Origin of the sequence: Corynebacterium urealyticum DSM 7109 (assembly GCF_000069945.1) — a bacterium.
GTDB lineage: Bacteria > Actinomycetota > Actinomycetes > Mycobacteriales > Mycobacteriaceae > Corynebacterium > Corynebacterium urealyticum.
On the sequence record NC_010545.1, the window covers coordinates 1,362,590 to 1,382,502 of the forward strand.

Consider the following 19,913-nt stretch of genomic DNA (forward strand, 5'->3'; position numbering starts at 1 on the left):
GAATGACGAAGGATCACAGCACCCCGGTGAGCTGCCACGGCGCCCCAGCAATGGCGGTAGCTGCTGCAGGTTCGCCGGTCATCACGCTAGTGGGCGCCCCCAACTCCGGTAAGTCCACCCTCTTCAACGCGCTGACCGGCGCGAAAGTGCAGACCGGAAACTGGCCCGGCACCTCCGTGGAGATCAGCCGGGGCCTCTGGCACATCGGTGACACCCCCATCGACCTGATCGACTTGCCCGGCGCGTACTCCCTGGACCCTCTGAGCCCGGACGAGGCCTTCACCCGTGAGATGTTGGTGGACTGCCCGGCCGATGAACGCCCCGACGTGGTCGTCGTCCTGATCGACGCGACTGCTCCGGCGCGTGGGCTGAACCTGGCTTTTCAGGTTGCTGAGCACCCATACCGTGTGGTGCTGGCGGTGACCAAACAGGATGTCGCCGCTGACCAGGGCATTCACATTGACCTTGAGTCACTGGCTAAAGCGGTGGGGATGCCGGTGGTTGCTGTGAATGGGCGCCGGCGGGAGAATCTCGGCGGCCTGCGGGATGCCGTCACGCGAGCACTAGCGACTGAGCCCGCGGTGGTGCGTCCGGATGCTGACCTGGAGCGCCGTTTCGCGGATCTGGATGCGGCGGAGAAAGCTGCGGTTCAGCGTGCGGAGGTGGGGCCGAGCATCAGTGAGCGGATCGACCGGGTGGCTTTGCACCCTGTGCTGGGCCCCGTTCTGTTCCTTGTTGTGATGTGGGCAGTCTTCATGATCACCACAAAGGTGGCCGCACCGCTGCAGGACGGCCTGGAGGGCTTCATTATGGGCCCGGTCTCCGATGCCGCCCGGTCCGGATTGGAAGCCGTCGGCGCGGCTCACTGGTTGGTCACCGGCCTGCTGGTTGATGGGCTGATCGGTGGTGTGGGCATGGTGCTGACCTTCGCCCCGCTGATGGCGCTGATGTTTCTGTGCCTGGCCGTACTGGAGGACTCCGGCTATATGGCTCGTGCCGCGGTGGTGACTGACCGAGTGATGCGGGCGATCGGGCTGCCGGGCAAGGCCTTCATCCCGATCGTGGTGGGTTATGGCTGTAATGTGCCGGCAATCTCCGCCACTCGTGTGCTGGGGGATGTGCGCCACCGGATCTTGACGTGTCTATTGATTCCCTTCACGTCCTGCTCTGCGCGCTTGGTTGTTTTCATGATGCTGGCTCAGGTCTTCTTCCCGGCTCACGCGGGCTCAGCCGTGTTCGTAATGTATGTTCTTTCCATTTTGTTGGTCATTGTGTGCGGTCTTGCACTACGGCACACGCTGTGGCGGTCAATGCCCTCGGAGGCGCTGGTAATTGACCTTCCGACGTATCAGCTGCCCACCTTCCGCCTTTCTCTATCGGTGATGTGGACCCGGTTGAAGGGATTCCTGCAGACCGCGGGTGGCATCATCGTCGCGACGGTGGTTGTCATTTGGCTGCTGATGTCCATCCCAGTAAGCGGCCAGCGATTCACCGAGGAGGGGCCGACCCCGCAGGATTCCGCATATGGGCTGGTCTCCGAGGCCATGGCCCCCGCGTTCGCCCCAGCCGGATTTGGTTCCTGGTCGCTGACGGGCCCGCTGGTAACGGGCTTCGTGGCCAAAGAGGCGCTGATCTCCACGTGGGCGCAGACCTACGCGGTGGAGGACGTCACCGACGCTGATCCGGAGACGCAGGCGGATTCTCCGCTGGCGCGCAACATCCGTGCGGACTTCGATGAGGCCTCGGGTGGGCACGGGCTGGCTGCGGTCTGGGCCTATATGGTGTTCCTCCTGGCCTATACCCCGTGCGTGGCGACGATCGCTGCCCAACGCCGCGAGATCGGCTGGAAATGGACGCTGCTCGGTTTCGGGCTTCAGCTGGCGGTCGCGTGGTTGCTGGCCGTAGGAACCTTCCAAGTGTTGAAGGTGTTCCTATGACGCCGATGACGCCACAAGCCAAGGTCGCAGAGGCTATCACCCGCGGGGTGACCCGGCCGGTGGACATCGCGCTGGAAACGGGTCTGGGGCAGGGCACCGTTGAGGTGATCATGACGCACATGGAACGCAGTGCGCAGCTAGTGCGGGAGCCCATTGGGGGATGCCCGAGCACCGGCTGCGACCGCTGCCCGCAATCCAGGGTCTGTTCGGGGGCGTCGGGGAGCCGCGGGCCAGTGTTGCTCAAGCTGAGCTCTCCCCCGCGGCACGACTAGCCGCCGAAGGTCTGCATCGCTCCGCGAAGCATCACAACGCCTGCCCCCAGTGTCGCCATGATCAACGAGAGCTTGTGGGCGCATTCGAGCGAAATGTAGCGGGAAAGTTTCGAGCCCGTAGCGATGCCGACCACCAGGGCCACGAGGCACAGCGGCCAGAGCACGATGGGTGCTGTGGCGAAGATCGACTGCTCAGCACCCAGTTCCTTAAACAGCAGCGAGAGAGCCCCGGAAACGAAGAACAGCGGCTGCAGCGTGGCGGCGAAGGTGCGAGTCGGCCACCGTGAGACCTGGGCGTAGACCGTGATCGCAGGCCCGGCGATACCCGCCAAGGTGTTCATGAAACCGCCGGCCACCCCAGCCGCGACGGCGTAGTGGGGCCCATCAACCCTCGCGCGCTCCGGTAGCCGCGAGGTCACCAGTAGGGCGAGGAGCACCAGGGCACCGACGATCATCTGGAGCGGCCCCAGTGGCGTGTTGTGCACCACCCAAGTGCCAGGCAATGCCCCGAGCGCCATCACGGGTCCAATGAGCCAGAATTTCCGCCAGTCGATGTTCTCCCACACGGAGGCGGATTGCATGACGGCGTTGACGGTTGCGACCACGTTGATGACGAGCACTCCCGCCACGGGGCCTGCGACCAACGCCACAACGGGCGCGCCGAGTAGCCCCAGCCCCATCCCGGAGATCCGCTGCATCATCGCGCCGACGAAGATCGCCGCGAGGATGCACACGAAAGCCACGATGGTCAGTTCCATGTGTAGGCAGTCTACTGCCAGCTAGGACGTCGCCACCCCAGCACCCGGAACCTCAGCGCCCGATGTCTCAGCGCCCGGCGTTCCTGTATCCGGCGTCTGACTGCCCGGCGCGGTGGCCTTCTCCCCTTCGGGATCTTTGGGTTCGCCCTCCGCACCCCGGCGCAAACGCGTCATAGCAACCGGCCACCAGAGGACGGCCGCGGCCAGCACCAGCAGCACCATGCCCCACAGCACATAACCCATGGAGAATGGCACCGGCCAGCGCACCTGGTGCCAGAGCCGCATCGCCGGGGCGATATGGCGGGTGATGAAAGGTACCGCGCACACCCCCACTGCCAGAATCGCCAGCAGCGTCCCCCACCACCGGGGCACCCATGTGATCACCTGGTCGGCCACGCAGAGCAGCACCGGTAGCACCCAGACCCAGTGGTGCATCCAGGAAAACGGCGAGACCATGACCAAAGCCACCCCGGCAAACCCCAGCTCGGCGGTGCGGTGATCCTGCCGGTGTGCCTGCCACAGCACGGCGACGGTCACGCCGAGGATGAGTACGCAGCCCAGCGCCCAGAAGAGCTTGCTCTCCGTGTGGAAGGAGCGCTCCAGCACCACTCCCAGAGACTGGGCGCCGGGGTTGATCGCCTCACCGACCCGTGAGGAGTCGAGCATCTTCTCGGCCCAGTACGTGCCGGCGTCTTTGACGAAGAGAAAGCCGATGCCCACCGTCACGAAGAAAGCGGCGACCGAGCGGGCGAGCGCCCACCACTGCCGCCGGACGATGAATACCAGCCAGAAGAACGCGGGCACGAGCTTGATGCCCGCCGCGATCCCCGTCGCAATCCCGATATCGCTGCGCCACCGATTGGCTGGGGACCGCAGCACGTCCGCTGCCACCAATGCCATGAGCAGCAGGTTGATCTGGCCGAAGAAGAAGCCCTCCCGGATCGGGACGAGCGCGAAACTCGCGATACCGAGCAGGGTCGCGAATCCCACGGTCGCCCCATTCACGCGATAGCCACGCTCGGCAATGATCGCCACGAGAATGATGAGCAACAGCAGGAAGGCGCCGAACTGCCATAACACTGCCCCCACTACTGCGGGGACGTGCGAGAATGCGCTAAACAGCCACGCCGAGAACGGTGGGTAGGTAAAGGGCAGCTTGCCTACCAACCCGCCGGCGTAGACGTCCTGACCATGCTGCACCAGCGCACCACCGCGGCGGTAGACGATGAAGTCGATGGGAACGCGGAACAGGGAGGCTTTCGAGCTGAGCATGTGCTGGCTGAGCTCGGTTCGCGCCACGACGAAAATCGCGGCGATGACGGCGAGGTAGGCCCACGGCTTACCGGGCACGCGCTTGGACTGGTGTTGCACGGGCTGGGCCGTGGGCTGCGGGGTCATGACAATTCGGGGAAAAGCTTTCGGGGGTCTTTGAGGATAACGTTGCGGCCCGCGGTGCGCAGGCCCTGGAAGCCCTGGACGACCATGCGTCGGCCAATGTCATTAACCGAAGCGACCTCGGAGAGGTCGAACACCACCCGGTCGGCGAGCTTTTCTTCTTGAAGAATAGTACGCCACGCGTTCTCCGCAGCCGCAAAATCAATGATTCCTTGGAGTTCGATAGTGGTGGTGCGACCATTCGGCCCGTCCTCACGGGTGATGATGTCGCGCACCGCGGTATCGCCGCGCTGGCGCAGGCCCATCAAGTGCAGCCCCATGTCTTCCGAGAGGCGGTGGAAAGTTTTCACGCCGCGCACTGAATTGCCCGTGCTGTCCAAACGTGGCGAGAAAGTCGCCAGGCCCATCACGCCGGGCAGCGTGCCCATGATGCCGCCGGAGACACCGGACTTCGCGGGGATGCCGACCACGGACATCCACCGGCCTGCAAGGTTGTACATGCCGGCTGAGGACATCACGGCCTGTACCTGCCGAGAGACCAGCGGGGAGACCACGCGCTTACCGGTCAGGGGCTGGATACCACCGCTCGCCAGGGTCGCAGCCATCACCGCCAGGTCGCGCACCGTGACCTTAATGGAGCACTGCTGGGTATAGCTCTCCACCGCGTCGTGGGCCATATCCTCGATGATGCCGTGACTGCGCAGCATGTGCGCGATGGACAGGTTGCGGTCCGCGACCTCCAGCTCGGAGTCGCAGACGAGGTAGTCGATCTCCAGGTCCCGGCCCGCCAGCTCGCTCAAGAACTGCCGGATAACCTCGGTGCGCTCCTCGACGGTGGAGTCCTCGCCGTTGATGAGCTGGTTGACCGCGATCGCACCGGCGTTGATCATCGGGTTCATCGGCCGATTGCTGCCCGGGTCGAGGCTGAGCTCGTTGAAGGCCTCGCCAGAGGGCTCCATGCCCACTGTGGCACGCACCTTTTTCAGTCCCCGCTCCTGGATCGCCGCGGCATAGACGAAGGGCTTGGAAGCCGACTGGATCGTGAACTCCAGCTCATCGTCCCCCTCGTTAAGCCCCGCGCTATAGACAGCGCCGTCGGTGGTCGCCAGCGCGACCGCGAACGGTGCCGGGTCGGCGGTCGCCAGCTGCGGGATATAGTCCGCGACCTCACCGCCGTCGGAGTCCTTCAGCTCCTCCAGGATCTCCTGCAGGTAACCATGCACCATGTGGCGTTTCATAGACGTACTCCTTCGCGGGTCAATAATTCGATCTTGCGCTCCAGCCCACCGCCGAATCCCGTGAGGGATCCATTGGACCCCACCACGCGGTGGCACGGCACGAGGATACTGATGGGGTTGTGGCCCACGGCCTGCCCAACGGGCCGTGCCGCCTTCGGGCGCCCAATGCTACGCGCCACCTCCAGGTAGCTACGCGTCTGCCCCACCGGAATGCGCCGCAGCTCCTGCCACACGGCCTGCTGCATCGCAGTGCCTGAGGGAGCCAACGGCAGGTCCCGGGCCTCGTCCAGGGCCACGACGTCGCCATCGAAGAAGCGGGACAGAATACTCGCCGCGCTGCCGAGAACCGCGTCGGACTCAGCAGGAACCTCCACCACCCCGGTGAGGTCTGGAATCCTGTCCGGCTGATCGAACCAACAACCGACGAGGAACTCCCCCTCAGCGATGAGCCACAGCCTGCCCACCGGGGAGGCCAGGACAGTGTAACGGCGCCGCGGAGTAACCCCGCCGGAAGAAAAGTTGGCGTCCATAGCATCCGATATTAAGGCCCAGCTGGTCATCCGTTAATATTGCCCGCATGAACAATCACCCGAAACACCGGTCTGCTGTGGCGGCGATCCTCGCCACGGCGACCCTCGTCCTCACCGGGTGCGTGACGAATGAAGAGCTCGGCAATCCCGATGGCTGGGAGGAGATCCCGCCCCCGGCCAAACCGGAGCTGGTCGGCATGGTCCCCCAGAAGTTCCAGGACAAGGGCACCCTGTCGGTAGGCGCGAACACCCCGTACGCCCCCAATGAGTTCAAGGACTCGCAGGGCAAGATCATCGGATTCGAGATGGATCTGGTCCGGGCGGCTGGTTCGAAGCTGGGTCTCGACGTGGTTCCGCGCCAGATGGACTTCAACCTCATTCTGCCCGCAGTCTCCGCCGGCACTATCGACGTCGGCGCCTCCGCCTTCACAGACACCGAGGAACGCCAGAAGAACTACGACTTCGTGGACTTCTTCAGCGCCGGCATTGCCTGGGCTACCCAGCCGGGCCGGGAAAACAGCATTGACCCGGACAACGCCTGCGGCTTGACCGTCGCGGTCCAGAAGGGCACCTACTCGGACACGGACGAGGTCGAGGAGAAGAGCCAGGCTTGCGTCGAGAATGGGAAGCCAGCAATCGACAAGCTGGTCTATCCCACCGCGGACGCCGCCGCTACCGCGACGATCCTGAAGCGCGCCGATGCCTATAGCTCGGACTCCTCCGTCACCGCCTTTGCCATTCAGCGCTCCGAGGACAAGCTCGTCCAGGTCGGCGAGGCTTTCGATACCGCCCCATTCGGCTGGGCCTTCCCGAAAGGATCCGAACTGGGCCGGGCCTTCGCCGCGGCTCTGCAGGACATGATGGACGATGGCACCTATGACAAGATCCTCAAGCCCTGGGGCCTGGAAGAAGGCGCACTCGACGAGGTGACCTTCAACCTGAAGCCGATGCCCCAGACCCGCCAGCGACACAATCAGCTGCCCGACGCCACCGGCCGCCGCACGCGCCGGGGCACCAACCACACCATGAACAGGAGGCGCCGTGAGCACAGCTAACAACAGCTCCCGGACGACCGTGATTTCCGACGAGCCACGCCGCCGGCCGTCGTCCAATAAGGCAGTCCCGCTGCGCCACCCCGGCCGCTGGATCACCGCCGCCGTACTCGTAATCCTGCTGGCGTGGTTCCTCATCAGCGCCGCGGGCAACGAGGCCTACGGCTGGGAGACCTACCGGCAGTACATCTTCGACACCCGCATCGCCGTCGCCGCAGGCCACACCCTTCTGCTGACGGTACTGGCCATGATCCTCGGCGTGGCGCTGGGCTCGATCATCGCCGTGCTGCGCATGTCCCCCAACGGCGTGCTGCGCGGCGTGTCCTGGCTCTTCCTGTGGGTCTTCCGTGGCACCCCGGTCTACGTGCAGCTGATGTTCTGGGGCCTGCTTGGCTCGATCTACCAGGTGGTCAACATCGGCATCGCGGAAATCGACATGCAGGACTTCCTGTCCAACATGTTCTGGCTTGCCGTCATCGGCCTGGGCCTCAACGAGGCCGCCTACATGGCCGAGATCGTCCGCGCGGGTATCCAGGCCGTCCCAGAGGGCCAGTCCGAGGCGTCCAAGGCACTCGGCATGACCTGGTGGCAGAACATGCGCCGCACCGTGCTGCCGCAGGCGATGCGCATCATTATCCCGCCGACCGGCAACGAGCTGATCAGCATGCTGAAGACGACCTCCCTGGTCATCGTGGTGCCGTACTCCGGCGAGCTCTTCGGCAAGGCGACGGACATCTCCAACAGCATCTTCCAGCCGGTCCCGCTGCTCCTCGTGGCGGCTAGCTGGTACCTGGTGATCACCAGCGTGCTGATGGTGGGCCAGCACTACCTGGAGCGCTACTTCTCGCGCGGGTCCTCCCGCCAGCTGACTTCTCGCCAGCTCGCCGCCTTCACCGATGCGGAAGGCGTGATGCCGCGCAATATTTCCATCAAGGACGACGACAGCGTTACGGAGAATAATCGATGAACGTCCCCATGATTGCTTTCCGCGATGTGTGGAAGAACTACGGCCGCCTCGACGTGCTCAAGGGCATCGACCTTGAGGTCCCGAAGGGCTCGGTGACCTGCCTGATCGGCCCGTCTGGTTCCGGCAAGTCCACCCTGCTGCGTTGCGTCAACCACCTTGAGAAGGTCACCGCTGGCCGAATCGAGGTCGATGGCGAGCTCATCGGCTACCGGGAAAACAACGGCACCTTGTACGAGATCTCGGAAGCAGCGGCAGCCAAGCAGCGCCGCGGCATCGGGATGGTCTTCCAGCACTTCAACCTCTTCCCCCACCGCACGGTGCTCGAGAACATCATCGAGGCCCCGGTGCTCGTCAACGGCGAGGACAAGGAAACCGCCACCGGCTACGCCATGACCCTGCTGGAGCAGGTCGGGCTGGCCAACAAGCGGGACGCGTACCCAGTGCAGCTCTCAGGTGGTCAGCAGCAGCGCGTGGCCATCGCTCGCGCCCTGGCGATGCGCCCGAAGCTGATGCTCTTCGACGAGCCGACCTCTGCCCTGGACCCGGAGCTCGTCGGCGAGGTGCTGGGCGTCATGCGCTCCCTGGCCGACGACGGGATGACGATGCTGGTCGTCACCCACGAGATGGGCTTTGCCCGCGAGGTCGCCGACGAGGTGGCCTTCATGGATGGCGGCGTCATCGTGGAGAAGGGTCCTGCCGGGGACCTCATCAACAATCCCCAGCACCCCCGCACCCAGGACTTCCTCTCTAGCCTGCTCTAGGCGCTAGAGCCTTCCCGGGTTGCAGGTGGTTCTTCGCTTCGTGGGATGCTCTCCCGGGGTGCGGGCTCAAGCCTTCATTGGCTACGGGGGTGAGCGCTCCACTCATGTGTTTCTGCAGTTTGGGCGCTACGGGGTGACCTCGAGGTGCCACGGCACCCGCGGGGTGCCCGGATCGTCCTTCACCTCGCGCAGCAATGGCTCGGCGGGCTCGTCCTCAATCACGGTGAGCAGGTGTGCGAACTGCATCGCCAGCCCGGAAATCGACCCGCCCTCGTACTGAGCGACGGCGACGTCCAGGGTGGTTCCCGAAGTCGGGTCGTCCTCCGAGGTCTCCCCGAAGAGCTCCACCCAGGTGGTCTCCAACTCAGGGTCCGGGGTCAGCCCGGTCTGCACCGCCAGTTCCGCGTCGAGGCGGGGTTCGAGAGAGTCGATGAGAGTGCGAAAATCCTGCTCGATCTCGTCGCGCTGGGCAGCGGTGGACAAGATCCTAAAACTAATCTTTGGCATGGGCCATAGTATGGCAGCTTTGCTGGTTGATTAGCTAGGATCGGCAGGTGTGATTGCTAATTCAGGACGCATCCCGGCCCCGGTTCCCCCGCTGACAACGCTCCCAGACGGGACGATCAAGCAGGTCAATCCTTTCTCCGGTACCGAGGTGTGGACTGTCCCCGGCCGTGGTCACCGCCCCATGGAGCCCTACCAGCTGGCCAAGGACCCCATCGCCGACCGCGACCGGGCCAGCGACTTCGGCATCGCTCGCAAACTCGACACTCCCCCGGAAAAAGCCCGCATGGTCCGGGACATCAACGGTGACATCCGCATCGACCGCGGCGTCGTCGCCAGCAAGCTGGAGGACAGTGAGCCGCTCTTCCGCCGCGTGGCGAACCTCTACGAGATTCTCACCTATGACTACTGGGCGCTGAACTACGGCTACCGCATGAACCCCGCCGCAGCGAAGCACATGACCGACTACCTCAGCGAGGAAGCCGGCTGCGAGCACGTCGAAAACATCCTGCGCGTGAAGCTCGCCGCAGCAGGCACCCCGAAGGCCGAGATCGACGAACTGTTCACCGAAGAGCGCCGCCACCAAACGCTCCACGAGATGGGTGCTGCACTTTTCGCTGGTGGCCACGATGTCGTCATCGCACGCGACCACTACGTCCCCGGGGCGAAGACAACGGACCAGCTGGCGTCCTCCGGCGAGATGAGCTGGGAGGACCACCGCCTGTTCATCGAGTTCACCGTCGACGGGATGGACCAGCTCTACCGCGCGAACCGCTACGTCCGCTACGTCGCGGCCTTCCAGAACTGGCTGGAACCTTCCGGTGCGACGATGGAGCACCTGCACAAGCAGCTCGTGGCTATTGACGAGCACGGGCTGCAGAACGACTGGGAGATCTCCCTGGTCCGCAACAACCCGAATATGTACAACGAGTGGGCCGTGGATTACGCCGCCCGCCATAACCTCGTCTTCGCCGAAAACGAGCACGCCATCGCCTTCGCCGGCTTCGGGCACCGCTGGCCGACCCTGGAGGTCTTCTCCAAGTCCGCCACCACCGAGCCGTGGCTGATGACGCCAGAGGAGCGCGCGGGTGTCGCGGACCTCGTGCACGCCTGCCACATCGCCAGCGGCCCATCCATCCCCTGCAACGAGGAGTGGTTGCACCGGCCGATGGACGTGGACGTGCCGATGCCGTGGCGCATCGTCATTAAGTGGCGTGTCTCCACCCTCGCCGGCTTCGAGGGCGGCACGAAGATCTACATCAACACCATCACCCCGCAGGAGCTTTGCGAGCTGGTGCTTCACCGCCTGGAAGCCGCGCAGGCCGCGGGGCGCCTGGCGCCGGGAATCAAGCTCGGCGAGGACATCGAGCACGCCCCCAACAAGCTGAAGTATAACCCGGCGATCCGCTAGCAGCGGGCAGCACCGCTACCTCGCAGGTGCCGCACCGCAGTCACGCACGGCTGAAGGCTGAACGCTGAAGAAAGGAAGTTTTCGCATGTCTGCATCCGACTCCACCTCCCCCGCCCAGGCCGCACCAGAGGCGGTCGCGGAGCTGATCAACTCCCTGGGCTCCGGCCCCGGGAGTGATCTGGGGTGGACCCAGGAGTTCTACGAGTGGATGCACGCCCACCCCGAGCTCTCCCTCCAGGAGGAGCACACGGCACACGCGATCGCGGAGAAGCTCGCCCACTTCGACTGCGAGGTGACCACCGGCATCGGCGGCCACGGTATCGTCGCCATCTTCCGCAACGGTGAGGGACCAACCGCGCTGATGCGCGCCGACTTCGACGCCCTGCCCGTACGCGAGACCACCGGGCTGCCCTACGCCTCCACCGTGGACGGTGTGATGCACGCCTGCGGGCACGACGTCCACACCTCCTCCCTGCTGGGGCTCTGCGCCGTCATGGACGCCCACCGCGAGGCGTGGTCGGGCACCTTCATCGCCCTGTTCCAGCCCGCCGAGGAGGTCACCCAGGGCGCGAACAACATGATCAAGGACGGGCTTGCCGAGGTGATCCCCCGCCCCGATGTCTGTTTCGGCCAGCACGTGGTCGCAGGCCCGCAGGGGACGGTCTACACCGCCGCAGGCCCCGTGCTCGCGGCGTGCGACACCATCACCGTGACGATCCCCGGCCTATCCGCGCACGCCTCCTCCCCACACCTGGGCCTGGACCCCAGCTACGTCGCGGCGATGATCGTCGTGCGCCTGCAGGGCATCGTGGGCCGCGAGGTGGACCCGAACGACTTCGCGGTGATCTCCGTGGGCTCCCTGATCGCAGGTCACACGAATAACACCATCCCCAGCGAGGCGAAGCTGGTGCTGAACTGCCGCTTCTACAACACCGAGGTGCGCGACCGCACCTACGAGGCCATCGAGCGGGTCATCCGCGGCGAGTGCCTGGCCTCCGGGGTCACCGGCGAGCCGACCATCGAGTACTCCGCCCGCGGCGAGCTAACGGATAACGACCCGGAGCTCTTCCGCACGGTCCGCCCGTACTTCGACGCGGTCTTCGACGGCCAGTCGCAGGACTCCGAGCGGTGGACCGCCTCCGAGGATTTCTCCGAGATCCCCCGCCACTTCGGCTGCCCGTACCTGTTCTGGACGGTCGGTGTGACCCCCACCGAACAGTGGGACGCAGCCACCCCGGCGCCGGGGAACCACGCCAGCGACTTCGCCCCGGCGAAGGGCTCCGTGCACACCGGCATCAAGGCCGCCGCCGCAGCGGTGCTGGGCTACCTGGGGGTCTAGCCCGCCTGGGATTGCCCCCTGCGGCGCCCGCACCGCAGTATTCGCTCCACCTGCTTTGCCCCACCCGCGATAAGCACAGCGAAAGGGGCCGGGTCTCGCGTCACCAGCGAGCAGCCCGGCCCCTTTTTCACGCCTGCGCGCTTTGACCTAGCGGCGGCGCTCCTGACCCAGCATGTGTACCTGGATCATGTTCGTGTTGCCTGGGATCCCCGGTGGGGAGCCCGCGGTGACCACGACGAGGTCGTCGTAGTTGTAGTTCTTCTTGCTGAGCAGGGACTCGTCCACCACGCGCATCATGTCATCGGTGGAATCGACGTCATTGGTGAGCAGCGTCTCAGTACCCCAGGTCAGCGACAGCTGATTGCGCACGTCCTGCGAAGGCGTGAACACCAGCAGCGGCAGGTAGCTGCGCAGGCGTGCCACGCGCTTGGCGGTATCCCCAGAGGAGGTGAAGGCCACCAGGGCGCGCGCGTTGAGGCGCTCGCCAATGTCCTTCGCCGCATAGGAGATCACGCCGCGGCGGGTACGCGGGCGGTGCGTCAGCGGTGGGGCCTCGCCGTCATCCTCGGCGGCAACGACGATGCGGGACATCGTCTCCACCGTCGCGATCGGGTGCTTACCCACGGAGGTCTCACCGGACAGCATGACCGCATCCGCACCATCCAGCACGGCGTTGGCCACGTCGGAGGCCTCCGCGCGGGTCGGGCGGGAGTTCTCGATCATGGAATCCAGCATCTGGGTCGCCACGATCACCGGCTTGGCGTTCTCGCGGGCGATCTGGATGGCGCGCTTCTGCACCAGCGGGACGTCCTCCAGCGGCACCTCCACGCCCAGGTCACCGCGGGCAACCATGATCGCATCGAAGGCCAGGATGATCGGCTCCAGCGCGTCGACGGCCTCCGGCTTCTCCAGCTTCGCGATGACCGGCACGCGGCGGCCGACCTCGTCCATGATCTCGTGGACGAGCTCAACGTCCGCCGGGGAGCGCACGAAGGACAGGGCGATGAAGTCCACGCCCATCTTCAGGGCGAAGCGAAGGTCCTCGCGGTCCTTCTCGCTGAGCGCCGGGACGGAGATGTTCATCCCCGGCAGGGACACGCCCTTGTTGTTGGAGACCGGACCGCCCTCGACGACCTCGCAGACCACGTCGTCGTCCTCGACAGCCTTGCAGATCAACGCGACCTTGCCGTCGTCGACGAGCAGACGGTCGCCCGGCTGCGCGTCCCGGGCCAGACCCTTGTAGGTGGTGGAGACGCGGTCGTGGGTGCCCTCGATGTCCTCCACGGTGATGCGGACGGTCTCGCCGGTCGCCCAGTAGGTCTTATCCTCGGCGAAGCGGCCGAGGCGGATCTTCGGTCCCTGCAGGTCGGCCAGAATGCCGACCGGCTTCCCGGTCTCCGCCGAGGCGTCGCGGACCCACTGGTAATTCTGCTGATGATCAGCGTGTTCCCCGTGGGAAAAGTTCAGGCGCGCGACATTCATGCCCGCGTCGATCAGCCCGCGAATCGAATCCTTATCGGCCACTGCCGGGCCGAGCGTACACACGATTTTTTGTTCTTCTGCTCACAGCTCCCCAGAATAGCCAGGAGCAGCCGACCCCCGCTACATAAGGGGTAATTGGGGCGTGTTTTTACTCCGACGCGGTGCTTAGTTCCGCATCGCCGCGGACGTACTCGGGAGTTTCCCGACGTCGGTTCCGGGTCGCCCAGAACAAGATGGCAGCCGACACAAACGCCACGGCAGAGACCACCACGTTGATGCGGATGTCCCCGAAGACGGTGGTGGCCGGATCGGTGCGCAACATCTCGATGAAGAAGCGACCCAGCGTGTAGCCAGCCACGTAGAGCATGAACACCCTGCCGCCACCCAGCCGGCGGGTGCGGTCGATGTAGACCAGCAGGCAGACGATGAGGAGGTTCCACACCATCTCGTAGAGGAAGGTGGGCTGGACGGTGGCGATGACCTCCCCGGTGGAGCGCCCCGTGACGGGTGCCAGGTAGCCGGATTCGTCGACGCGGCGGTAGATCTCCAAGGCCAGCGGGCCATCTGCGGGGGCGCCGTAAAGCTCCTGGTTGAACCAATTGCCCAGCCGGCCGATGGCTTGTGCCAGCAAAATGGTGGGCGCGATGGCATCCGCGAAAGGCATCAGTGGGAGGCGTTTGAACTTAAACAGCAGCGCCACGGCTACCCCGCCCAGGATCACCGCACCCCAGATGCCCAAGCCACCGTTGGTGATCTTCAGGGCGTCGACGGGGTTCTTCCCCGGCCCGAAGTACTTATCGTGGTCGGTGATGACGTGATAAATACGCCCGCCGATGATGCCCGCGGGCACGGCGACGAGCAGCGCGTCGACCACAACCTCCGGGTCGCCGCCGCGGTCTGCGTAGCGTTTACGCGACCAGAAGTACGCCACGACGATGCCTGTGAGAATGCACAGGGCATAGGCCCGCAGCGGGAATCCGCCCAGGTACCACACGCCCTGTGGTGGCGAAGGAATCGCGGCGAGCAGCATGGTGTCCGGGGCACCCATCATCCGTGGCTGCTCCCCTACGCCTTGGCACGCACGCCGGCGGCCAGGTCTGCTGCGACCTCCACCAGGGTGCCTTGCTCGGTAGCGTTGATGAGGACGGAGCCCACGATCACACCGTCGGCGAAGGCCGCGATCTGCGCGGCCTGCTTGCCGTCGCGAACGCCCAGGCCGACGGCCACCGGCAGGTCGGTGACCTTGCGGCAGCGCTCCACGAGTTCCTGGGCGCCCTTATCGACCTCGTCCTGAGCACCGGTGACACCCATGTGGGAGGCCGCGTAGATAAAGCCACCACCAGCGTGGGTGGTCATCTCCAGCCGCTCCATCGTGGTGGACTGAGCCGCCAGGTACACGGGGTCCAGGTCGTTTTCATCACACGCAGCCTTCCAGCGGCCGGCCATCTCCGGAAGCAGGTCCGGGATGATGCTGCCCAGGCCACCGGCCTCAGCGAACTCGGCGGCGAAGCGCTCCGGGCCGTACTGCAGCACCGGGTTCCAGTAAGTCATGACCACGCAGTTCGCGCCGGCCTCGGTAGCCCGGCGGACGACCTCGATGGTGTCCTTGACCTTGAAGCCGTTCTCCAGGGCGATGTCCGCGGCGTGCTGGATGGTCGGGCCGTCCATCATCGGGTCCGTGAACGGGATGCCCACCTCGATGAGATCCGCGTGCTTGGACAGCTCGATGATGTTCTCGACGGACTCCTCGACCGTCGGGAAACCGGCCGGGTAGTAGGCGACGAACGCCGCCCGTCCCTCGGCCTTGGCGTCCTTAAAAATCTGTTCCAGACGGCTCATTTAGTTTCCCTCCTTCGCGAACCACTTCGCGGCGGTCGCGACGTCCTTATCGCCGCGGCCGGAGACGTTGACGATGATCAACGGGTTGTCCTCGCGCTCGGCGTACTTGATGGCAGCGGCCACACCGTGGGCCGACTCGATGGCCGGCAGGATGCCCTCCAAGCGGGTCAGGAGGCGGAAAGCTTCCATGGCCTCGGCATCGGTGATGGCGAAGTATTCCGCGCGCCCCTCAGCGTGCAGTGCGGAGTGCTCGGGCCCCACACCCGGGTAATCGAGTCCGGCGGAAATGGAGTGGGACGGGATGATCTGGCCGTCCTCGTCCTCCATCAAGTCGGAATAGGAGCCTTGGAACACGCCCTGGCGGCCCATGTTGATGGGTGCGGCGTGGCGGCCGGTGTCCATGCCGTCGCCCGCGGCCTCGGCGCCGATCAGCGCGACGGACTCGTCTTCGATGAACGGGTGGAACAGACCGATGGCGTTCGAGCCACCGCCCACGCAGGCCACCACGGCGTCTGGGAGGCGACCAGCGCCCTGAAGGATCTGCTGTCGGGCCTCGGTGCCGATGATGCGCTGCAGGTCGCGCACCATCTGCGGGAATGGGTGGGGGCCGGCGGCGGTGCCGAAGCAGTAGTAGGTATCGTCCGCATTGGCCACCCAGTAGCGCATGGCCTCGTTAATCGCGTCCTTTAGCGTGGCGGAGCCGATCTCGACCTCCTCGACCTCCGCTCCCAGCAACTTCATCCGGGCGACATTCATCGCCTGGCGCTGGGCGTCCACGGCCCCCATGTAGATGCGGCACTCCAGGCCGAGCAGCGCACAAGCGGTGGCGGTCGCGACGCCGTGCTGGCCAGCACCTGTCTCAGCGATCACGCGGGTCTTGCCCATGCGCTTGGCCAGCAGGGCCTGGCCGAGCACGTTGTTGATCTTGTGGGACCCCGTGTGGTTGAGGTCCTCACGCTTGAGCCACACCTGGGCACCCACGTGCTTGGAGAAACGCTCCGCGTAGTACAGCGGAGACGGTCGGCCCGAGTAGTTGCGGTGCAGATCGTCGAGCGTATCCAGGTACTGCGGATCGGTCTTCGCCTTGCCCCAGGCGTCGGTGATCTCGTCGATCACGGCCATGAGGGCCTCTGGGATATAACGGCCACCGAAGTCGCCCCACTGCCCGAGGTTATCGGGTTCGTGGTGGGTCGCGGTGCCGATGACTTCACCGGCAGTGGGCAGTGCTTGTGCTGGGCTTTTCTTGTTATTACTCACGAGTTCCAACTTACCTGGCTGGCGTTATGCGTCTTGCTTGGAGCCGGTCGGGCACGCCGGGTGCTGGCCTGCCACCACGAGGGCCTTGGCGGCCGCACCCGGGTCGTCGGCGGTGACGAGTCCCTCGCCCACGAGGACGGCGTTCGCGCCGTGGCGGGCGTACTCGATCAGGTCGTGCTTATCCCGCACACCGGATTCCGCGATCTTCACGATGTGATCCGGGATCAGCGGGGCGATGCGACCGAAGACGGACATATCGACCTCGAGGGTCTTGAGGTTGCGGGCGTTGACGCCAATGACCTTGGCACCAGCAGCGACCGCGCGCTCAATCTCATCCTCGGTGTGCACCTCGACGAGGGCGGTCATCCCCAGCGACTCGGCGCAGTCCAGCAGCCCGGTCAGCCGCTCCTGCTCGAGGGCTGCAACGATGAGGAGAATGACGTCCGCGCCATGCGCCCGGGCCTCATAGATCTGGTACGGGTTGACGATGAAATCCTTACGCAGCAGCGGGATATCCACGTTCGCACGCACCGCATCGAAGTCGGCCAGGGAGCCGTTGAAGCGACGCTCCTCGGTCAGGCAGCTGATGACGGCGGCACCGTTCTTGGCATAGGCCTTGGCCAGCACCTCCGGCTCCGGGATCGCGGCCAGCGCTCCCTTCGAGGGGCTGGAGCGCTTGACCTCAGCGATAACGCTCACATCCGGACCGGAGAGAGCAGCCAGCGCGTCGAGCGGGGGCGGGGCGTCCAGTGCACGGGCCTTGATCTCCGCCAGCGGCACCTCCGCTTCACGGCGAGCCTGGTCCTCGAGAACTCCGGCGATGATCTCATCCAACACTGTTGCCATGTCGGCCTAACCTTTCACGATCGCTGTGTCGATGGTCACAACACTATCCACGCCGGGCGCTGGCACGAAATCCTGCCACCCCGGGTGGTGCATGCTACTTCCGTTCGTCGTCCGTGGGGTCCACCCCCGCGTCGAGGGCGTCCCACAGCACCCGGCCGGAATCCGGGTTTTCCGTCAGGTCCTGCTTGGCCCCTTCGCGGCGGCGTTCCGGGGTCTCATAGCGGCTATAGCCACTGTCCGAGGCCCCGGGCTTCATCGCGAGGATCACCCCGCCACACACGCCGAGAATGGCGACGATGACGGTGAGCAGGACGGGCAGGTTGTGCACCTCCGCGGACAGCACCTGAGCCCAGGCGGAGATCTGCTCGGGATTGCTGGAATTCTGGGTGGCCACGCCAGAGCGCAGCAGCTGCTGGGCACGGTAGAGATCCGGCTCCGCACCCACGAGCTGCACGGCCCGGAAGCTCGCGCCGGCAGACAGCAGTGCGATGAGCACGCCGATGATGCGACGCACCACCGGTGGGACCGCCATCGTCGCGATCAACGCGGCCATCATCGCCAGGGCCAGCGGCGTACCCGCCGGGTCCCAGACCGCGCCCACGAGCTGGTGGGTCGATTCGCCGGACTTATCGTCGAAGACCTCCGCGGTCAGCCAGTTCATGCGGCCAAAACCCCACACACCGGCCGCTGCCAGGATCACCAGCAGTTGGGCCAGCCCACGAATACGCTTCTCAGTCTTCGTCATGCCCTCTTACCTTCTCGTCAACGTCCTTGAACGGTGGTGGCCTAGAGCTTGCGCAGCGTCTCTGCTGCCGCCACGGCGCGCAGCACGGCCTTAGCCTTGTGTTGGCACTCCCGGTCCTCTGCCGCCGGGTCGGAATCCGCAACGATACCCGCACCAGCTTGCACGTACACGGTGCCGTCCTTGTAGAGCCCGGAGCGGATCGCGATCGCCTGGTCGGTGTTGCCGGAAAAATCGAAGTAGCCGACCGTGCCGCCGTAGATACCACGACGGGTGTCCTCGAGGCGGTCGATGATGCTCATGGCGGATGGCTTCGGGGAGCCAGACAGCGTGCCCGCTGGGAAGGTCGCCGCGGCAGCGTCCACGGCCGTCTTCCCCTCCGCGAGCTCGCCCGTCACACCGGAAACCAGGTGCATGATGGCGCTGTAGCGCTCGATGTGGCGGAAGTCGTGTACCGCCACTGAGCCAGGCTTCGAGATCTTTCCCACGTCGTTGCGGCCCAGGTCTACGAGCATCAAGTGCTCGGAGTTCTCCTTCTCATCGGCCAGCAGCTCCCGCTCGTTGGCCAGGTCTTCCTCCGGGGTGGCCCCGCGGGGCCGGGAACCGGCGATCGGGTGGGTGCTGATGTGCCCATCTTGCACGCGGACAAGGGACTCCGGCGAGGATCCAACGATCCGGAACGCGGTCTGCGTGAAGTCCTCGTTCGGAATATTCATCAAGAACATGTACGGGCTCGGGTTGGTGCGCCGCAACATCCGGTAAATATCCAGCGCGGGCACATCCGTATCGATCTCGAAGCGCTGGCTCAGCACGATCTGGAACGCGTCCCCTGCCCGGATGTGCTCCTGGCACTTCAGCACGCGCTCCCGGTAAACCTCAGAGCTTTGCTGGCGGCGGACCTGTGGCTCGACGGTGGCGTCGTAAGTATGAACCCCGCCCGCGGTCGCGCCGGAGAGCTTGCCGAGCATGTCCTCGATGCGGGCGACGGCGTCGTCATAGGCGGCGTCCACGTGCTCCGGTGAGTTATTCCAGTTCACGGCATTGGCGATGAGCCAGATGCTGCCCTCGTGGTGATCGACAACCGCCAGGGTATCGACGAGCATCTGCACCAGGTCGGGAACGTCCAGGTCGTCCTCACAGGTATCCGGTAGCCGCTCGATATAGCGCACCATGTCGTAGCCCAGATAGCCCACCAATCCGCTGGTCAGCGGAGGTAGGCCCGGCATGGGGGCAGTGTGCAGGGCTTCGAGGGTGGCGCTGATCGCAGCGAGCGGGTCCTCGGCGGCGGGCAGGTCCTCGGGAGTCTGGCCGATCCAGCGGGCGTCCTTGCCCTTGGCAACCAGGGCGGCGCGCGCCCCGGTGCCGATGATGGACCAGCGGCTCCACGACTTGCCACTCGGGGCCGATTCGAAGAGGAACGTGCCCGGCCGGTCTTCTGCGAGCACACGGTAAGTGTTCAGGGTGGACAGCCCATCGGCAAGCACCTTGTACACCACCGGGACCACGCGATGTGCCGCCGCCAGAGCGCGGAACTCCTCGCGGGTCGTCATCTGCTGGAAATTCCCCTGCGCTGTAGCCATGTT

General features: G+C 65.4%; 19 protein-coding genes. 7 read left to right on the forward strand and 12 right to left on the reverse strand.

Annotated elements, in window-relative coordinates:
• The first annotated feature begins 2 nt into the window (after nucleotides 1–2).
• Complete coding sequence (gene feoB / locus CU_RS05800; RefSeq protein ID WP_012360398.1) at nucleotides 3–1,937, forward strand: ferrous iron transport protein B; 1,935 nt, start codon at nucleotides 3–5, stop codon at nucleotides 1,935–1,937.
• Nucleotides 1,934–2,209 (forward strand): hypothetical protein, encoded by a 276-nt coding sequence (locus CU_RS05805; protein ID WP_015381673.1) that lies wholly within the window; start codon nucleotides 1,934–1,936, stop codon nucleotides 2,207–2,209. Before feoB ends, CU_RS05805 begins: the two co-directional genes overlap by 4 nt.
• On the opposite strand, the gene CU_RS05810 is transcribed toward CU_RS05805, so the two are convergent.
• Genes CU_RS05810 through CU_RS05825 form a run of 4 tightly spaced genes read right to left on the reverse strand, consistent with a single transcriptional unit; the run spans nucleotide 2,206 to nucleotide 6,130 of the window.
• Entirely contained in the window at nucleotides 2,206–2,967 is a 762-nt protein-coding gene (locus tag CU_RS05810) for a sulfite exporter TauE/SafE family protein (protein WP_012360399.1), read from the reverse strand. The two genes, CU_RS05805 and CU_RS05810, sit on opposite strands and share 4 nt — an antisense overlap.
• 21 nt (nucleotides 2,968–2,988) lie before the next feature.
• On the reverse strand, nucleotides 2,989–4,365 hold the full coding sequence (locus CU_RS05815; protein WP_012360400.1) for a glycosyltransferase 87 family protein: 1,377 nt from the start codon (nucleotides 4,363–4,365) through the stop codon (nucleotides 2,989–2,991).
• Nucleotides 4,362–5,600 carry a glutaminase gene (locus tag CU_RS05820; protein WP_012360401.1) on the reverse strand — a complete coding sequence of 413 codons (1,239 nt, stop codon included), beginning with the start codon at nucleotides 5,598–5,600 and terminating at the stop codon, nucleotides 4,362–4,364. The genes CU_RS05815 and CU_RS05820 overlap by 4 nt, the downstream gene beginning before the upstream one ends.
• Nucleotides 5,597–6,130, reverse strand: coding sequence for a methylated-DNA--[protein]-cysteine S-methyltransferase (locus CU_RS05825; RefSeq protein ID WP_269446311.1), 534 nt, complete (start codon nucleotides 6,128–6,130; stop codon nucleotides 5,597–5,599). The genes CU_RS05820 and CU_RS05825 overlap by 4 nt, the downstream gene beginning before the upstream one ends.
• A 47-nt stretch (nucleotides 6,131–6,177) precedes the next feature.
• Between CU_RS05825 and CU_RS05830 the strand changes: the two genes are divergently transcribed.
• Genes CU_RS05830 through CU_RS05840 form a run of 3 tightly spaced genes read left to right on the forward strand, consistent with a single transcriptional unit; the run spans nucleotide 6,178 to nucleotide 8,910 of the window.
• Nucleotides 6,178–7,185: an ABC transporter substrate-binding protein gene (locus CU_RS05830; protein WP_012360403.1), complete on the forward strand. Its 1,008-nt coding sequence runs from the start codon at nucleotides 6,178–6,180 to the stop codon at nucleotides 7,183–7,185.
• A gap of 19 nt (nucleotides 7,186–7,204) precedes the next feature.
• Entirely contained in the window at nucleotides 7,205–8,149 is a 945-nt protein-coding gene (locus tag CU_RS05835; RefSeq protein WP_041628597.1) for an amino acid ABC transporter permease, read from the forward strand.
• Nucleotides 8,146–8,910, forward strand: a complete 765-nt coding sequence (locus CU_RS05840; protein WP_012360405.1) for an amino acid ABC transporter ATP-binding protein — start codon at nucleotides 8,146–8,148, stop codon at nucleotides 8,908–8,910. The genes CU_RS05835 and CU_RS05840 overlap by 4 nt, the downstream gene beginning before the upstream one ends.
• A gap of 126 nt (nucleotides 8,911–9,036) precedes the next feature.
• Here the strand turns inward: CU_RS05840 and CU_RS05845 are convergent, their stop codons facing one another.
• Entirely contained in the window at nucleotides 9,037–9,417 is a 381-nt protein-coding gene (locus tag CU_RS05845; RefSeq protein WP_012360406.1) for a hypothetical protein, read from the reverse strand.
• 49 nt (nucleotides 9,418–9,466) lie between these two features.
• Here CU_RS05845 and CU_RS05850 point away from each other — a divergent pair, with 49 nt between their 5' ends.
• Nucleotides 9,467–10,825, forward strand: a complete 1,359-nt coding sequence (locus CU_RS05850) for a DUF4921 family protein (RefSeq protein ID WP_012360407.1) — start codon at nucleotides 9,467–9,469, stop codon at nucleotides 10,823–10,825.
• 85 nt (nucleotides 10,826–10,910) lie between these two features.
• Nucleotides 10,911–12,164 carry an amidohydrolase gene (locus CU_RS05855; protein WP_012360408.1) on the forward strand — a complete coding sequence of 418 codons (1,254 nt, stop codon included), beginning with the start codon at nucleotides 10,911–10,913 and terminating at the stop codon, nucleotides 12,162–12,164.
• Between the two features lie 147 nt (nucleotides 12,165–12,311).
• On the opposite strand, the gene pyk is transcribed toward CU_RS05855, so the two are convergent.
• The 7 genes from pyk to CU_RS05890 all read right to left on the reverse strand — a co-directional run bounded on the left by pyk (nucleotide 12,312) and on the right by CU_RS05890 (nucleotide 19,910).
• Entirely contained in the window at nucleotides 12,312–13,709 is a 1,398-nt protein-coding gene (gene pyk / locus CU_RS05860; protein WP_012360409.1) for a pyruvate kinase, read from the reverse strand.
• Between the two features lie 85 nt (nucleotides 13,710–13,794).
• Nucleotides 13,795–14,697: a prolipoprotein diacylglyceryl transferase gene (lgt, locus tag CU_RS05865; protein WP_012360410.1), complete on the reverse strand. Its 903-nt coding sequence runs from the start codon at nucleotides 14,695–14,697 to the stop codon at nucleotides 13,795–13,797.
• A gap of 14 nt (nucleotides 14,698–14,711) precedes the next feature.
• Complete coding sequence (gene trpA, locus CU_RS05870; RefSeq protein ID WP_012360411.1) at nucleotides 14,712–15,485, reverse strand: tryptophan synthase subunit alpha; 774 nt, start codon at nucleotides 15,483–15,485, stop codon at nucleotides 14,712–14,714.
• Entirely contained in the window at nucleotides 15,486–16,742 is a 1,257-nt protein-coding gene (gene trpB, locus CU_RS05875) for a tryptophan synthase subunit beta (RefSeq protein WP_012360412.1), read from the reverse strand.
• Between the two features lie 24 nt (nucleotides 16,743–16,766).
• The gene (trpC, locus tag CU_RS05880) at nucleotides 16,767–17,588 is read right to left on the reverse strand and encodes an indole-3-glycerol phosphate synthase TrpC (RefSeq protein ID WP_012360413.1); all 822 of its coding nucleotides are present in this window, start codon (nucleotides 17,586–17,588) and stop codon (nucleotides 16,767–16,769) included.
• Between the two features lie 94 nt (nucleotides 17,589–17,682).
• On the reverse strand, nucleotides 17,683–18,333 hold the full coding sequence (locus tag CU_RS05885) for a TIGR02234 family membrane protein (protein WP_012360414.1): 651 nt from the start codon (nucleotides 18,331–18,333) through the stop codon (nucleotides 17,683–17,685).
• Between the two features lie 41 nt (nucleotides 18,334–18,374).
• A complete protein-coding gene (locus CU_RS05890) occupies nucleotides 18,375–19,910 on the reverse strand; it encodes an anthranilate synthase component I (protein WP_012360415.1) in 1,536 nt (511 codons plus the stop codon).
• Nucleotides 19,911–19,913 lie beyond the last annotated feature (3 nt).